The sequence below is a fragment of the Pseudomonas sp. DrBHI1 genome, assembly GCF_002205115.1.
Taxonomy (GTDB): Bacteria; Pseudomonadota; Gammaproteobacteria; order Pseudomonadales; family Pseudomonadaceae; genus Aquipseudomonas; species Aquipseudomonas mosselii.
The window spans coordinates 309,778-324,767 of sequence record NZ_NIBE01000059.1 but is presented as its reverse complement, the minus strand read 5'-3'; the positions used below and the strand labels follow the sequence as shown (position 1 = coordinate 324,767).

Sequence of the window (14,990 nt, the reverse complement as noted above, 5' to 3'; positions counted from 1 at the left end):
CCCTGTTCTTCGCCTTCGGCGTCGCCTTCGAGATCCCGGTGGCGGTGGTACTGCTGGTGTGGATCGGCGTGGTCGACGTGCAGTACCTGAAGAAGATCCGTCCGTACGTGATCATCGGCTGCTTCGTGGTCGGCATGATCCTCACCCCGCCGGACATCTTCTCCCAGACCCTGCTGGCCGTGCCCATGTGGATGCTGTTCGAGGTCGGCGTGCTGTGCGGCAGCCTGATCCGCAAGCGCAGCCACGAGCCGGACGAAGCGAGCAACGACCACAACGACCAGCCACCTGCGACCCAACCGTGAACTTGTTGCTTCTTGAAGAGGCCGACTTCGTGTCGGCGGACCGTGTCGTCCTGGCCGATCGCCGCTTCACCCACATGCAGGAGATCCACCGCGTGGCGGTGGGCGACAGCCTGCGCGTCGGGCGCATCGGCGGCCTGATGGGCAAGGCCGAGGTCATCCGCCTCGAAGGCCATGAGGCCGAACTGCGGGTGGCCTTCGACCAGCCGCCGCCGGCCAAGCTGCCGCTGACCCTGGTGCTGGCCGTGCCGCGGCCAAAGATGTTGCGTCGGCTGTTCCAGACGGTCGCCACCCTGGGCGTGCCGCGGCTGATCCTGGTCAACAGCTACAAGGTCGAGAAGAGTTTCTGGCAGACGCCGTTTCTGCAGTCCGAGACCATCCGCGAAAACCTCATTCTCGGCCTGGAGCAAGCCCGTGACACGGTGCTGCCGGAAGTGATCATCGAGAAGCGCTTCAAGCCCTTCGTCGAAGACCGCCTGCCCGCCATCGCCGAAGGCTCCTTGGGCCTGGTCGGCCACCCCGGCCCCTACCCTGCCTGCCCGCGCGCCGTGGAAGGCCCGGTGACCCTGGCGATCGGCCCCGAAGGCGGCTGGATCCCCTACGAGGTCGAGCTGCTCGGCAAGGCCGGCCTGGCCCCGGTGCAGCTGGGCGATCGCATCCTGCGGGTGGAAACGGCGGTCACCGCCCTGCTCTCGCGAATTTTCTGACGCAATAGTCAAGTTTTTGCCATCAAGTTTCCCCGCCCCGCGCCGATGGCCTGTGCAACAGAACAATAATCCGCACTGCCACGCGCCGGGGAGTCGTCTATGTACCGTTGGTTTGCCCAGTCACTGGGAAATGTAAGCGTCAATCGCAAGTTGGGGATCGGCTTCGGCCTGGTGCTGCTGCTCACCCTCGGCATCACCTTCACCGGCTGGCTGGGCATCGACAGCGTCACCAGCCGTGGCGACAAGCTCGGCAACATCTCGGTGATCCACCAGTACACCCAGGACCTGCGCCTGGCCCGCCTGGGCTATGAGCGCAACCGAGACGACGTCGCCGTGGCGGAACTGGAAAAAGCCCTGGCCAACCTCGAGCGCCAGGTGCAGTTCATGCTCGGCCAGATCGAGCTACCCGCCGACCGCCAGCGCCTGGACAAGCAGCAGGACGCCGTGCGCCAGTACCAGCAGGCCTTCACCGAACTCAAGCAGGCCGGCCTGCGCCGCGAGGCCAGCCGCGCCACTTTGGGCGACAGCGCCGACAAGGCCGCCGAGCTGATCGCCAAGGTCCAGCAGCGCCTGCTGCAGGGCGGCGATATCCAGCAGTACCAGGAGGTGGTGCAGGTCGCCGCCCTGTTGCAGCAGGCACGCTTCCAGGTGCGCGGCTACACCTACAGCGGCAAGGCCGAGTTCCAGCAGACCGCGCTCGGCGCCATCGACCAGGCCATGACCGTACTCAAGGCCCTGCCAGGCAAGCTTCCGGCCGAATTCGCCGCCAGCCTCGACGACGCGGCCAGCGCACTGGCCGCGTACCGCGACGCGGTGAACCAGTTCGGCAACGCCCAGACGGCCAGTGAGCAGGCGCTGGCGCGCATGTCCGCGCAAGGCCAGGTGCTGCTGTCCGCCAGCCAGGAAATGACCGTCTCGCAAACCACCGTGCGCGACCAGGGCACCCAGCAGGCCAAGACCCTGCTGGCCGGCGCCACCGCCCTGGCGCTGCTGCTGGGGGTGCTGGCCGCCTTCGCCATCACCCGTCAGATCATCGTGCCGCTGCGCCAGACCCTCGCCGCCGCCGAGCGCGTGGCCGGCGGCGACCTGCGCCAGGACCTCAAGGCCGATCGGCGCGACGAACTGGGCCAGCTGCAGGCCAGCATGCAGCGCATGACCCAGGGCCTGCGTGAGCTCATCGGGGGCATTGGTGACGGCGTGACGCAGATCGCCAGCGCCGCCGAGGAACTGTCGGCGGTCACCGAGCAGACCAGCGCCGGGGTCAACAACCAGAAGGTCGAGACCGACCAGGTCGCCACTGCCATGAACGAGATGGCCGCCACCGTCCAGGAAGTGGCGCGCAACGCCGAGCAAGCCTCGGAAGCGGCGCTGATGGCCGACCAGCAGGCCCGCGAGGGTGACAAGGTGGTGGGCGAGGCGATCAGCCAGATCGAGCGCCTGGCCGGCGAGGTGGTCAACTCCAGCGAAGCGATGAGCCAGCTCAAGGCCGAGAGCGACAAGATCGGCAGCGTGCTGGATGTGATCAAGTCGGTGGCCCAGCAGACCAACCTGCTGGCGCTCAACGCCGCCATCGAAGCCGCCCGCGCTGGCGAAGCGGGCCGTGGCTTCGCCGTGGTCGCCGACGAGGTGCGCAGCCTGGCCCAGCGCACCCAGCAGTCCACCGAGGAGATCGAGGAACTGATCGCCAGCCTGCAGAACGGCACCGAGCGCGTGGCCAGCGTCATGGACAGCAGCCGCGCCCTGACCGACAGCAGCGTCGAGCTGACCCGCCGCGCTGGCGACTCGCTGGGCACCATCACCCGCACCGTGTCGTCGATCCAGTCGATGAACCAGCAGATCGCCACCGCCGCCGAACAGCAGAGCGCCGTGGCCGAAGAGATCAACCGCAGCGTGATGAACGTGCGCGACATCTCCGACCAGACCTCGGCAGCCAGCGAGGAGACCGCCAGCTCCAGCGTCGAGCTGGCCCGCCTGGGAACGCACCTGCAGGGCCTGGTGGGGCGTTTCAGGCTCTAATTCGCGGCTTGCGGGCTGTAGGTACTACCCTTCAGCCCTCAGAGAATTTTCCTACTCAATTTGCAGGTCCAGTCCGACGGACTTCCGGCCGATGAGCAAAGGCCATGGCGGCAATCTGCTGCCATGGCCTTTTCTCAATCGGACGGAGACCTGCCATGTTCGGATACCTTGACCGCCAACTCGGCAACCTCGGCGTCGGGCTCAAGCTCACCCTGGGTTTCGCCGTGGTGCTGCTGCTCACCCTGGCCACCACACTCAGCGGCTGGCGTGCGCTGGACGGCGCCATCGAGCGCTCGGAACAACTGAGCGACATCGGCCAACTCAACGATCTGACCCGTGACCTGCGCGCCGAGCGCATCACCTACCGGGTACTCGCCGACGACGTCAGCAGGACACGCATCGCGACCATCCTGGAACAGTTGCACGACCGCCTGACCCTGCTGCAGCAACGCAGCGGCCTCGATTCGTCGCGACAGATGCTGAGCCAGAAGCTGCAGTTGCTGCAGCGCCTGAAAGGCGACTTCGCCACCTTACAAAGTACCGTGGACAGCCGCGAAGGCTTGCACGCGGCGATGCAGGCGCAGTCTGGCGTGCTCGAAACCGTGATCGACGAACTGCAGACCCAAGCCCTGCTGAAGCTGTCGGGCGACGGCTTGCAGAGCAGCGTGGTCGGTCTCATGGACACTCTGGGCCGCCATATCGAGTCCGCCAGCCAGCAAAGCCTGGTGCCAGCCTATGCCTTCTCACCCCGGGACAGCTTTGCCAGCATGGGCGATGACGCGCTGCAGGCGGCGAATGCCAGCCTTGGCCAGTTGCTGCGGGCAATCACCCCGCTGGAACTACCCGGCACATTGACCCAGCGCCCACAGGTGGAACTGGACCGCTACCGCGACGTCCTGCACCAATATCGCGAGGCCGCGCTCAAGGTCGAGCAGTTGCAGGACGGCATGGAGAAAATGGGTGACGAGCTGCAGACCGTAAGCGTTGAACTGAGCGAGCGCAAAGTCGAGCAGCGCGACAACGAGGCCCTGGCCGACCGTTCGCTGCTGACCAGCGTGGCTGTGCTAGCACTGGTGTTCGGCATCCTCGCTGCCTGGCTGATCACCCGGCAGGTCACCCAGCCCCTGCGCCAGGTGCTGGCCCAGGCCGCGCGTATCGCCCGTGGCGACCTCAGCCAGGTACAGACGGTGCAGCGCCGCGACGAGATGGGGCAGCTGCAGGCCAGCATGCGCGAGATGACCTTGAGCCTGCGCGAGCTGCTCGGCGGCATCGACCAGGGTGTCGGCCAACTGTCCAGAGCCGCGACGGCGCTGGCCGGCGCCAGCGTGGACACCCGCGAGCGCATCGGCCAGCAGCGCGAGGAGACCGACCAGGTGGCCACGGCCATGAACCAGATGAGCGCCACGGTGCAGGAGGTCGCGCAAAATGCCGAGCAGGCCTCCCAGGCGGCCACCACCGCCGACCGCCAGGCACAGCTGGGTGATCAGGTGGTGGCCGAGGCGATTGCCCGCATCGAGCAGTTGGCGAGGCAGATGGACCACTGCCTCACGGCCATGGGTCACCTGGCCGGTGAAAGCCAGCGTATCGGTTCGATTCTCGATGTGATCAAGTCGGTGTCCGAGCAGACCAACCTGCTGGCGCTCAACGCCGCCATCGAGGCGGCCCGGGCCGGCGAGGCCGGGCGCGGTTTCGCCGTGGTGGCCGGCGAGGTGCGCGGCCTGGCCCAGCGCACGCAGCAGTCGACCGAAGAGATCGAGCTGCTGATCGACAGCCTGCACCGCGGCACCGACGAGGTGACCGGCCTTCTGGACGACAGCAAGCGCCTGACCGGGCAAAGCGTCGAACTCAGCCGCAAGGCTGGCGCTGCGCTGGGGCAGATTACCGAGACGGTGTCGACGATCCAGGGGATGAACCAGCAGATTGCCACGGCCAGTGAGCAGCAGAGCGTGGTGGCCGAGCAGATCAACCGAAACGTGATCAATGTACGTGATGTTTCGGAACAGACGCGGGCGGCCAGTGAACAGACTGCGGTTTCGAGTGGGGAGTTGGAGCAGTTGGGGCAGCAGTTGCGGGGCATGGTGGGAAGGTTCAATCTCTAAGCCTTGCAGGCGCGCCCAGATCGCCAGGACCTGAAAACAGACCGACGGCTTTGGCTTTGGCTTTGGCTTTGGCTTTGGCTTTGGCTTTGGCTTTGGCTTTGGCTTTGGCTTTGGCGATCAGAAGATTAACACCACAGCCCACTAGCGACAGCTGCGTCAGCCCAGGCGCCGCCCGTACCTTCGCGACTTCAGGAGGCCGAACGCAGGACTTGCGGAGGGAGGTGACGGGCATGGATGCCCGTCAAGCGCTGGGGCCCAGGATGGGCCCTGCAGCGCGGTCCTCCCGGGAGCAAGGCCGGAGTGAGGGGACCCGGAGCGCAGCGGAGGGCCGGATGAATGGAGCGCAGCGTTTTTTGGTTACTTTTTGTCGCGTTTGACAAAAAGTGACTCGCCGTAAGGGCGAAAAGGTGACTATGCGTCGATATCGTAAATGAATGCGCTTACAACAATAGAAACCGACGCCGACCGTCTTTGACTTTGACTTTGACTTTGACTTTGACTTTGACTTTGACTTTGACTTTGACTTTGACTTTGAGAGAGTGTGTTTTGAAAGTTATATGCGCATTCATTTGCGATATCGACGCATAGTCACCTTTTCGCCTTTACGGCGACCTACTTTTGCTCTTGGGCAAAAGTAGGCAAAAACCGCTGGCTCCATTCATACGGCCCCTACGCTTCGCTCCGGGGTCCCCTCGCTCCGTTCTTGCTCCCGGGAGGACCGCGCTGAACGCCCCATCCTGGGGCGCAGCGCTTGACGGGCATCCATGCCCGTCACCTCCCTCCGCAAGAACTCCGCTCGGCCTCCTGAAGTCGCAATTAGCGGCGTCTGAACTATCGCGCACTTAGAAGCAAGATCAAGATCAAGATCAAGATCAAGATCAAGATCAAGAAATGAGCATTCTTTGATTGGAAGGTGGTGGTATTTCGACAGTCAGGCCTCTCGCCAATATATAGCAAGAGGCCTGAACAGTTTTGATCACATACATTGCACCCACGGTTTACGCAGGTCTAAACACAATCACAAAACTTGCCGCAAGAACGCCTGCGCCCGCAAATCCTTCGGCGCGGCAAAGAATTCCTGCGGCGGCGAATCTTCCAGCAACTTCCCGTGGTCAAAGAACAACACCCGATCCGCCACTTCCCGGGCAAAGCCCATCTCGTGCGTCACGCAGACCATGGTCATGCCTTCCTGGGCAAGGGTCTTCATCACATCCAGCACCTCCCCGACCATTTCCGGATCGAGCGCCGAGGTCGGTTCGTCGAACAGCATCACCTTCGGGTCCATCGCCAGGGCCCGGGCGATGGCCACCCGCTGCTGCTGGCCACCGGAGAGCCGCGACGGGTACTCGTTGGCCTTCTGCGCGATACCGACCTTTTCCAGCAACGCCCGGGCCTTGGCCTCGCGCTCGGCCTTGTTGCGCTTGCGCACCACCTTCTGCGCCAGGCACAGGTTCTCCAGCACGGTCATGTGCGGGAACAGGTTGAAATGCTGGAACACCATGCCGACTTCTCGGCGATAGGCGTTGATATCGGTCTTCGGGTCGTCCAGCTGCAAACCGCCGATGGACACATGGCCCTCGTCGAAATGCTCCAGGCCGTTCAGGCAGCGCAGGAAGGTCGACTTGCCCGAGCCCGACGGCCCCAGCACCACCACCACCTCGCCCTTGGCGACCTGGGTGGTGACGTTGTCCACCGCGCGCACCACCTGGCCCCGGGTGTCGAAGACTTTCAGCAGGTCACGGACTTCAATCACTTTGCGCAAGCCTCCGCTCGAGCCGGCTGGCGATGTGCGACAGCGGCAGGTTGATCAGCAGGTACAGGCCCGCCACGCAGAACCAGATCTCGAAGGTCGAGAACGAGGTGGTGATGGCCTCGCGGCCGCTCTTGGTCAGCTCGGTGATGGCGATCACCGACACCAGCGAGGTGTCCTTGACCAGGCTGATGAACTGCCCGGCCAGCGGCGGCAGCACGCGCTTGAACGCCTGCGGCAGGATCACGTGACGCATCGACTGGGCGCCGTTCAGGCCCAGCGATCGCGCCGCCTCGTTCTGCCCCTTGGCGATCGACTGCACGCCGGCACGGACGATCTCGGCCACGTAGGCGCCGGTGAACAGCGCCAGCGCCGCCACCCCGGCGAACTCGCGGGACAGGTTGAGCACGGTACCGATGAAGAAGTAGAAGATGAAGATCTGCACCAGCAGCGGCGTGCCACGCACCAGCTCGACATAGACAGTGGAAAGATCACGCAAGGTCGGGTTGTTCGACAGCCGGCACAGCCCGGCGAACAGGCCGATCACCAGGCCCAGGGCGCCGGAGATCACCGAGATCCACAGCGTCGTCCACAGACCCCAGGCCAAGGGGCCGGCGGCCCAGTGGCGGGTGACGCCGATGGCATCGCCCTCGGCGACGTCGTCGCCGCGGGCCAGCAGCATGCTGTCCTTGGCCACTTCGACGACCTGGTTGTCGCCGTTCTCGTCCTTCAGGGTGACCCGGGCATTGTCGCCGGACACCACGATTTCCTCGACCGTGCCTGGGTTGGTGGCACGCTGGGTTTCCTCGGCCTTGTAGGCGAAGTATTGCGGAACGCGGTTCCAGCGCCACTCATAGGAAATCATCGAGGTAGCCAGGTACAGGCTGAACGCCAGGCCCACCAGGACCAGCGCGGTCAGCCCATGCCAGGGCCACTGTGCTTTCTTGTGTTTGATCACGTGGGGTACTTCCGTAAAAGCGAAACGCGCAGGGCTTGCCTGCGCGTCGAGGTCAGTGCCTGGGGTTTTGGCCCGGGCCTTATTCCATTTCCTTCAGCCAGTCCTTGCTCTTGAACCACTTGTCGTGAATACGATCGTAGGTCCCGTCATGCTTGATCTGGTGCAGGAAGTTGTTGATGTAGTTGATGCTGTCGTAGTCGCCTTTCTTCAGGCCGAAGGCCAGCGGCTCGTAGGTGAAAGGCTCTTCCAGGAACACCAGCTTGCCGGCGCCGGCCTTCTCCACCGCCACCACGTTGTAGGGCGAGTCGTAGACGAAGGCGTCGGCCTTGCCGTTGACCACGTCCATCACCCCTTCCTGCTCGTTGTCGTAGCCGTGGTACTTGGCCTTGCTGATCAGCTTCTTCGCGACCATCTCGCCGGTGGTGCCAAGCTTGGAAGTGAGGCGGTACTTCTCGTTGTTCAGGTCCTTGTACGACTTGATCTCGCCCGCCAGCTCCTTGCGGATCAGCAGGGTCTGGCCAACCACGATGAAGGGTTCGCTGAAGTTCAGGCGCAGGTTGCGTTCCTGGGTCAGGGTCATGCCGCTGCCGATGAAGTCGAACTTGTCGGTCATCAGGGCCGGGATGATGCCGTCGTAGGCGGTGGAAACCATCTCCAGCTTGACGCCCATGGACTTGGCCATGGCCTTGAGGATGTCGACCTCGAAGCCGATGATCTCACCGCGCTTGTTGGTCATTTCGAACGGCATGTAGGTCGGGTCCATGCCCACGCGCAGGGTGCCACGCTTGACCGCGTCGTCGATGGCGCCGGCCTGGGCGGCGGTCACCGCGATCAGGGCGGTCGCACCTACCAGCAGTCGCGACAGGTATTTCTTAATCATCACCAAGTCCCCTAGCAAGAAGTACGCAGATTTTTTCTTGTAAGCACGGTCCGACAGACCGATGCGCAATATCGGGACGGATGCTAACGCATGCGCGGCGCAGGACCTAGAGCCGGGGGGGACTTTGTTGGCCAAAAGATGGCGAAGAACGAGGGCTTTGCCCTCGTATCGCCGGCAAGCCGGCTCTCACAAGGATAGTGTTGCACCTGTGGGAGCCGGCTTGCCGGCGAACGGGCCGCGAAGCGGCCCCAAGGAAGGGTCAGGCGCCGGCCAAGGCTGGCTGGGCCACGTTCTCCGGATGCAGCGGCAGCAGCGGCGAGTGCGGATCGTTGGCGATGGACGCCCGCCACACATCGATCCACGCCGTGTTGTGCCCGGCCCACACCTGCTCGTGCAGACGCGATAGCGCCACCGGATCGCTGAGCAGCGCCAGGCGGGTGTTCAGGTCCAGGCCTTTCGGGCCGACTTCCAGTGCCTTGCCCACGCGCTCGGCGCGCAGCGCATCGATCGGAGCCGCCTGGCCGTGACGCGCAGTGGCCATGGCACAGGCCAGGGCGTTCTGGCGCGGGTCGACCACGGCACGGACGAAACCGTCATGCAGGGCGTGCCAGCGGTTCTCGTGGGTGTACTGGTCGGTCGCCAGCAGCTCTTGCGGCGTTGCATATTCCTCGGGGATGAGGAACAGCTTCTCGTCCTTGGCCGCCAGGCCCAGGCGCGTGCGGCTGGAAATTACCGACACCGGGATCGACAGCACCAGCGAGCCGACGATCGGCGCCAGCCACCACAGGAAGCTCGGGTTCAGCCAGGCCACCAGGCCAGCCCAGGCGATGCCCAGCAGGGTCTGCGGACCATGGCGACGTACCGCCTCGCTCCACGGAGTCGAGTCGTCGTCACGCTGCGGCGAGTTCCAGGTCGCGGCCCAGCCGAGGAACGCGGCCAGCACGAAGCGGGTGTGGAAGATCATCCGCACCGGCGCCAGCAGCATGGAGAACAGCATCTCCATCAGCATCGACAGGGTGACCTTGATGCGCCCGCCAAATTCGGTGGCGCCTTTGGCCCAGATCAGGATGACGCTGAGCAGCTTGGGCAGGAACAGCAGCACGATGGTGGTGGAGAACAGCGCGATGGCTTTCTCCGGGTGCCACTGCGGCCACAGCGGGTAAAGCTGGAACGGCTCGATGAAGTACTGCGGCTCCATCAGGGTGTTGGTCGCCAGCAGCGCCGTCGACAGCACCAGGAACAGGAACCACAGCGGCGCCGACAGGTACGACATCACCCCGGTGAGGAACACCGCGCGGTGCACCGGGTGCATGCCCTTGACCAGGAACAGGCGGAAGTTCATCAGGTTGCCGTGGCACCAGCGGCGGTCGCGCTTGAGTTCGTCGAGCAGGTTCGGCGGCAGCTCTTCGTAGCTGCCCGGCAGGTCGTAGGCGATCCACACGCCCCAACCGGCACGGCGCATCAGCGCGGCTTCGACGAAGTCGTGGGAGAGGATCGCACCAGCAAACGCACCTTTGCCCGGCAACGGCGCCAGGGCGCAGTGCTCGATGAACGGCTTCATGCGGATGATCGCGTTGTGGCCCCAATAGTGCGATTCGCCCAGCTGCCAGAAGTGCAGGCCGGCGGTGAACAGCGGGCCGTACACGCGGGTGGCGAACTGCTGCATGCGCGCATACAGGGTGTCCATGCCCGAGGCTTTCGGCCCGGTCTGGATGATACCGGCGTCCGGGTTGGCCTCCATCAGGCGCACCAGGCTGCTCAGGCACTCGCCACTCATGACGCTGTCGGCGTCGAGCACGACCATGTACTTGTATTCGCCGCCCCAGCGACGGCAGAAGTCGTCGAGGTTGCCGCTCTTGCGCTTCACCCGGCGCCGGCGGCGGCGGTAGAAGATGCGGCCGAAGCCCTTGGTTTCACGGCACACGTCGAGCCAGGCCTGCTGCTCGGCGACGGCGATATCGGTGTCGTTGGTGTCGCTGAGCACGAAGAAATCGAAGCGGTCGAGGTTGCCGCTGGCGGCCACCGATTCGAAGGTGGCGCGCAGGCCGGCGAACACCCGTGGCACGTCTTCGTTGCAGATCGGCATCACCAGCGCGGTGCGCGCCTCGGGCGCGATCGGCTCGTTGCCGGCGCTGCTGCCGGAAATCTTGTACTTGTCACGCCCGGTGAGCAGCTCGAGGAAGCCCATCAGGGCGGTCCAGAAGCCCGCCGACACCCAGCAGAACAGGATGCCGAACAGGACCAGGATGGAGGTCTGCAGCGCATACGGCCACACCTGCACCACCGTGTCCCACAACGGCTGGTTGAGGATCTCGTCGAGATCGACGAACGACCAGCCCTGGTAAGGCAGGATGCCCTTCATGTACCAGCCGGCGACGAGGGTCTGGCCGATCATCAGGGTCAGCAGGATGTAACGGCGGATCGAACCGACCGTGCGCCAGCGCGCCGGCGGCAGCTCGCGCTTGGGCGGCTGCGGGGCGTTGGTGCGGCCGGTCATGCGGCGCCACATGCGGATCAGGATGTTGGTGCGCCAAGGCTCGGGCACGACCTTGGTACGCTTGATCGGCGGGGCGATCTTCAGGCACAGCCGCCCACCGGCATCGACGCCGAGCATCTCGGCGTCTTCCAGTTCGGCGGCGCTGCCGACGGTAAGACGGGCGCCCACCGAAGCCTGGGCGGCCTCGGTGGTGCCGGCGGCCGGTTGGGCCGCCAGGTGTTGGTGCAGCTCGCTGAAGGAGGTGCAGCGGGCAAGTTCCGCACGCTGCTCGTCGCTCAGGGGAAGGTGGGCCAGGTATTCGCTCAGCGATTCCGGCCTTGCGCTTGAGTTACTCATCGGCAGGCAACTGATAGCTCCAGGTCTCGGTCAGCACTTTCTCGGTGGTGGCCGGGGTCCCGTTGGTGGATGCCGCATCGGCGGCGGGTTGCTCGGCAGCCTTCTCGGCCTTGGCTTTCTCGGCCTTGGCGTGAGCGTGCTTGGCCGCGGCCTTGTCCTGCTTGGCATCCTTGGCCGGCTCGGGCTGCTCGACCGGAACGTCACGCAGCAGCGCGGCACGCATCTCGGTGGATTTCTTCGGATCCTGCACCTTCAGGCGCAGGGTCAGGCGCCAGCCTTTGGTTTCCGGGTTGTAACGCAGGTTGTTCTCGACCACTTCGGCGTTGTCGCCAACGCTGACCTGACTGCGCACGGCGGTGTCGGCCGGCAGGCTGGCAAGGTTCGGGCCGATGAAGTCGACCAGGAAGGCGATGGTGCCATCGGGCTGACGGATCAGGTTGGACTGCTTGACGTCGCCGGTGGAACGCAAGGTCTGCTTGACCCAGCCCAGCTCAGGCGAGTGCAGCTGGTCTTCCTTGATGGTCCAGCGCAGGCGGTAGTCGTACTCGAACGGCTTGCCTACCTCCGGCAGTTTTTCCGGACTCCAGAAGGCCACGATGTTGTCGTTGGTCTCGTCGGCGGTCGGGATCTCGACCAGGTCGACAGTGCCCTTGCCCCAGTCACCCTTCGGCTCGATCCAGGCGCTCGGGCGCTTCTCGTATTCGTCGTCGAGGTCTTCGTAGTCGCTGAAGTCGCGCTGGCGCTGCAGCAGGCCGAAACCACGCGGGTTCTCGACACTGAAGTTGCTCACGGCCAAGTGTTTGGGGTTGTTCAGCGGACGCCACAGCCATTCGCCGTTGCCGGCGTGAATCGACAGGCCTTCGGAATCGTGCAGGGCCGGACGGTAGTTCATGACCTTGGACGGCTGGTTGGGGCCGAACAGGTACATGCTGGTCAGCGGGGCGATGCCCAGGCGGCTGACGTTGTCACGCAGGTAGACCCGCGACTTGACGTCGACCAGGGTATCCTCGCCCGGACGCAGGGTCAGCTTGTAGGCGCCGGTGGAGCGCGGCGAGTCGAGCAGTGCGTAGATCACCAGGTGCTTGTCATTCGGCTTGGGTTTTTCGATCCAGAACTCGCGAAAGCGCGGGAACTCCTCGCCGGACGGCAGCGCGGTGTCGATGGCCAGGCCACGGGCCGACAGGCCGTAGCGGTGGCCCTTGCCGACCACGCGGAAATAGCTGGCGCCAAGCAGAGTCATGATCTCATCTTGCTTGTCGGCCTTGTTGATCGGGTAGAGCACGCGGAAACCGGCGTAGCCGAGGTTCTTGGTGGCGTCGGCGTCGTGCGGCACGTCACCGAACTCGAAGCGGCTCGGGTCGTACTTGATTTCCCTGACCTTGTTGGCGGTGATCTCGTTGATGGTCACCGGCGTGTCGAAATGCATGCCCTGGTGGTAGAACGAGAGCTTGAACGGCGTCTTGTCCTTGGCCCACTCGGCCTTTTCCTGCAGGAAGCGGATCTTCTGGTAGTCGGCGTACTTCATGTCGCGGAACACCGGCGGCAGGTTGCTCTTCGGTGCCTCGAACTTCTGACCGGCCAGATCCTTTGCCTTGGCTGCAACATCGTCCAGATTGAATGCCCACAGCTGGCCCGCGCTCATCAGGCCGACCAGCGCCACGCCGGCCAGCATGGCCTTGCGCAGCCGGGTACCGGGGATTCTAGGTGCAATACAGGGGCTTACAATCACGAGCAATCCTCGCCGAAAACAGATCATGAAACCAACGGCCAGCGACCAATGCCGGGTTGGCGAGCACTGTTCGGACCCCGTGAGGGCCTAATGATTCCCCAAACGGATCCTGACAATGCTCGAGTCAAAGTGAAACGAACCTGCGAACGCAGGTTCATGCAGCGCGCGATTATCCAGCAGGTCGCGTTACAACGCATCAGGCTGAACAAACTATTTATCGTACAAAACCCCTTGTTTTTCGACAAACAAAGGGTTTTTTGACCTCATATTTGTAACATAAATGTTACCGGGCCATCATTGACCAGATGCACCTGCATGTCGGCACCGAAGCGACCACTGGCCACAACCGGGTGCTGACCCTGTGCCTGGCGCAGCAGATAGTCGAACAGTTCGGCGCCGAGGGCCGGTGGCGCAGCCGTCGAAAAGCTCGGGCGCATGCCGTTGCGGGTGTCGGCGGCCAGGGTGAACTGCGACACCAGCAGCAGGCCACCACCGACATCCTTGAGCGAACGGTTCATCTTGCCCTGTTCGTCGCTGAACACCCGGTAGTTCAGCAGTTTGTGCAACAGCTTGTCGGCATGCTCAGGCGAATCTTCAGGCTCGACCGCCACCAGCGCCAGCAACCCCTGGTCGATGGCGCCGACGATTTCCCCCGCCACCTCAACCCGGGCGCCGCGCACGCGCTGGATCAGCCCCTTCATGCTTCTTCCAGGGGCAGGTCGAGCAGGCGTCGGGCCATCTGGTCGGCGGCGCGCACCAGGGCATCGGTGATGCCGGGCTCGGAGGCGGCGTGGCCGGCGTCGCGGATCACCTTCAGCTCGCTGTTCGGCCAGGCCTGGTGCAGCTCCCAGGCGTTGTCCAGCGGGCAGATCACGTCGTAGCGACCATGCACGATCACCGCCGGCAAGTGGGCGATCTTCGGCATGTCGCGAATCAGTTGGTCCTGCTCGAGGAAGGCGTTGTTGGTGAAGTAGTGGCATTCGATGCGAGCAATCGACAGGGCGCGCTGCGGCTCGGAGAAGCGGTCGACCACCAGCGGGTTCGGACGCAGGGTCGCGGTGCGGCCCTCCCAGGTCGACCAGGCCTTGGCAGCATGCATCTGGGCGATCTGGTCGTTACCGGTCAGGCGCTTGTGGAAGGCCTTGACCAGGTCGCCGCGCTCTTCTGCCGGGATCGGCGCGATGTAGTCCTGCCAATAGTCGGGGAACAGGCGGCTGGCGCCTTCCTGGTAGAACCAGGTGATCTCCTGCGGGCGACACAGGAAGATGCCGCGCAGGATCAGGCCGTGCACGCGATCGGGGTGCTTCTGGGCGTAGGCCAGGGCCAGCGTGGAGCCCCAGGAGCCGCCGAACAGCACCCATTTCTCGATGCCGAGGTGCTCGCGGATGCGCTCCAGGTCCTCGACCAGGTGCCAGGTGGTGTTGTTCTCCAGGCTCGCATGGGGCGTGGAGCGACCGCAGCCGCGCTGGTCGAAGGTGACGATGCGGTACAGGTTGGGGTCGAAGTAGCAACGGCTCTGGGCATCACAGCCCGCGCCCGGACCGCCGTGGATGAACACCACGGGCAGACCTTCCGGCGAGCCGCTCTCATCGACATACAGCACATGCGGCGCTTCCACGGCCAGATCGTGCCGGGCGTAGGGTTTGATCTGCGGGTAGAGGGTCTGCATCGCGCACTCCGTGTGAGGTTTGGTTCGGCCGTGGGCCATCATAAACCTGA

General features: G+C 64.4%; 12 protein-coding genes and 1 pseudogene. 5 read left to right on the top strand and 8 right to left on the bottom strand.

Annotated elements, in window-relative coordinates:
• The 5 genes and pseudogenes from CC207_RS13480 to CC207_RS28340 all read left to right on the top strand — a co-directional run.
• Positions 1 to 302: twin-arginine translocase subunit TatC (locus CC207_RS13480; RefSeq protein ID WP_178080969.1), on the top strand; the 302-nt coding region annotated here is incomplete at its 5' end.
• Positions 299 to 1,006 (top strand): 16S rRNA (uracil(1498)-N(3))-methyltransferase, encoded by a 708-nt coding sequence (locus tag CC207_RS13475; RefSeq protein WP_062360246.1) that lies wholly within the window; start codon positions 299 to 301, stop codon positions 1,004 to 1,006. The genes CC207_RS13480 and CC207_RS13475, both read left to right, overlap by 4 nt.
• A 99-nt stretch (positions 1,007 to 1,105) precedes the next feature.
• Entirely contained in the window at positions 1,106 to 3,022 is a 1,917-nt protein-coding gene (locus CC207_RS13470; protein ID WP_088852245.1) for a methyl-accepting chemotaxis protein, read from the top strand.
• A gap of 104 nt (positions 3,023 to 3,126) precedes the next feature.
• Positions 3,127 to 4,218: pseudogene (locus CC207_RS28345) on the top strand (methyl-accepting chemotaxis protein); the annotation flags it as partial.
• Positions 4,219 to 4,227: 9 nt separating this feature from the next.
• Positions 4,228 to 5,121, top strand: a complete 894-nt coding sequence (locus CC207_RS28340) for a methyl-accepting chemotaxis protein (protein ID WP_371916452.1) — start codon at positions 4,228 to 4,230, stop codon at positions 5,119 to 5,121.
• Here CC207_RS28340 and CC207_RS28185 read toward each other — a convergent pair.
• The 8 genes from CC207_RS28185 to pip form a co-directional block, all read right to left on the bottom strand.
• Entirely contained in the window at positions 5,111 to 5,353 is a 243-nt protein-coding gene (locus CC207_RS28185; protein WP_178080968.1) for a hypothetical protein, read from the bottom strand. The two genes, CC207_RS28340 and CC207_RS28185, sit on opposite strands and share 11 nt — an antisense overlap.
• 786 nt (positions 5,354 to 6,139) lie before the next feature.
• The gene (locus tag CC207_RS13455; protein WP_028688380.1) at positions 6,140 to 6,874 is read right to left on the bottom strand and encodes an amino acid ABC transporter ATP-binding protein; all 735 of its coding nucleotides are present in this window, start codon (positions 6,872 to 6,874) and stop codon (positions 6,140 to 6,142) included.
• Complete coding sequence (locus CC207_RS13450; RefSeq protein WP_028688381.1) at positions 6,867 to 7,829, bottom strand: amino acid ABC transporter permease; 963 nt, start codon at positions 7,827 to 7,829, stop codon at positions 6,867 to 6,869. Before CC207_RS13450 ends, CC207_RS13455 begins: the two co-directional genes overlap by 8 nt.
• 79 nt (positions 7,830 to 7,908) lie before the next feature.
• On the bottom strand, positions 7,909 to 8,706 hold the full coding sequence (locus CC207_RS13445; protein WP_028688382.1) for a transporter substrate-binding domain-containing protein: 798 nt from the start codon (positions 8,704 to 8,706) through the stop codon (positions 7,909 to 7,911).
• Positions 8,707 to 8,968: 262 nt separating this feature from the next.
• Positions 8,969 to 11,542: a glucans biosynthesis glucosyltransferase MdoH gene (mdoH, locus tag CC207_RS13440; RefSeq protein WP_088852243.1), complete on the bottom strand. Its 2,574-nt coding sequence runs from the start codon at positions 11,540 to 11,542 to the stop codon at positions 8,969 to 8,971.
• Positions 11,535 to 13,271 (bottom strand): glucan biosynthesis protein G, encoded by a 1,737-nt coding sequence (locus CC207_RS13435; RefSeq protein WP_218192828.1) that lies wholly within the window; start codon positions 13,269 to 13,271, stop codon positions 11,535 to 11,537. The genes mdoH and CC207_RS13435 overlap by 8 nt, the downstream gene beginning before the upstream one ends.
• A gap of 263 nt (positions 13,272 to 13,534) precedes the next feature.
• On the bottom strand, positions 13,535 to 13,972 hold the full coding sequence (gene dtd, locus CC207_RS13430; RefSeq protein ID WP_062362635.1) for a D-aminoacyl-tRNA deacylase: 438 nt from the start codon (positions 13,970 to 13,972) through the stop codon (positions 13,535 to 13,537).
• A complete protein-coding gene (gene pip, locus CC207_RS13425) occupies positions 13,969 to 14,940 on the bottom strand; it encodes a prolyl aminopeptidase (protein WP_028688386.1) in 972 nt (323 codons plus the stop codon). The genes dtd and pip overlap by 4 nt, the downstream gene beginning before the upstream one ends.
• Between the last annotated feature and the right edge of the window lie 50 nt (positions 14,941 to 14,990).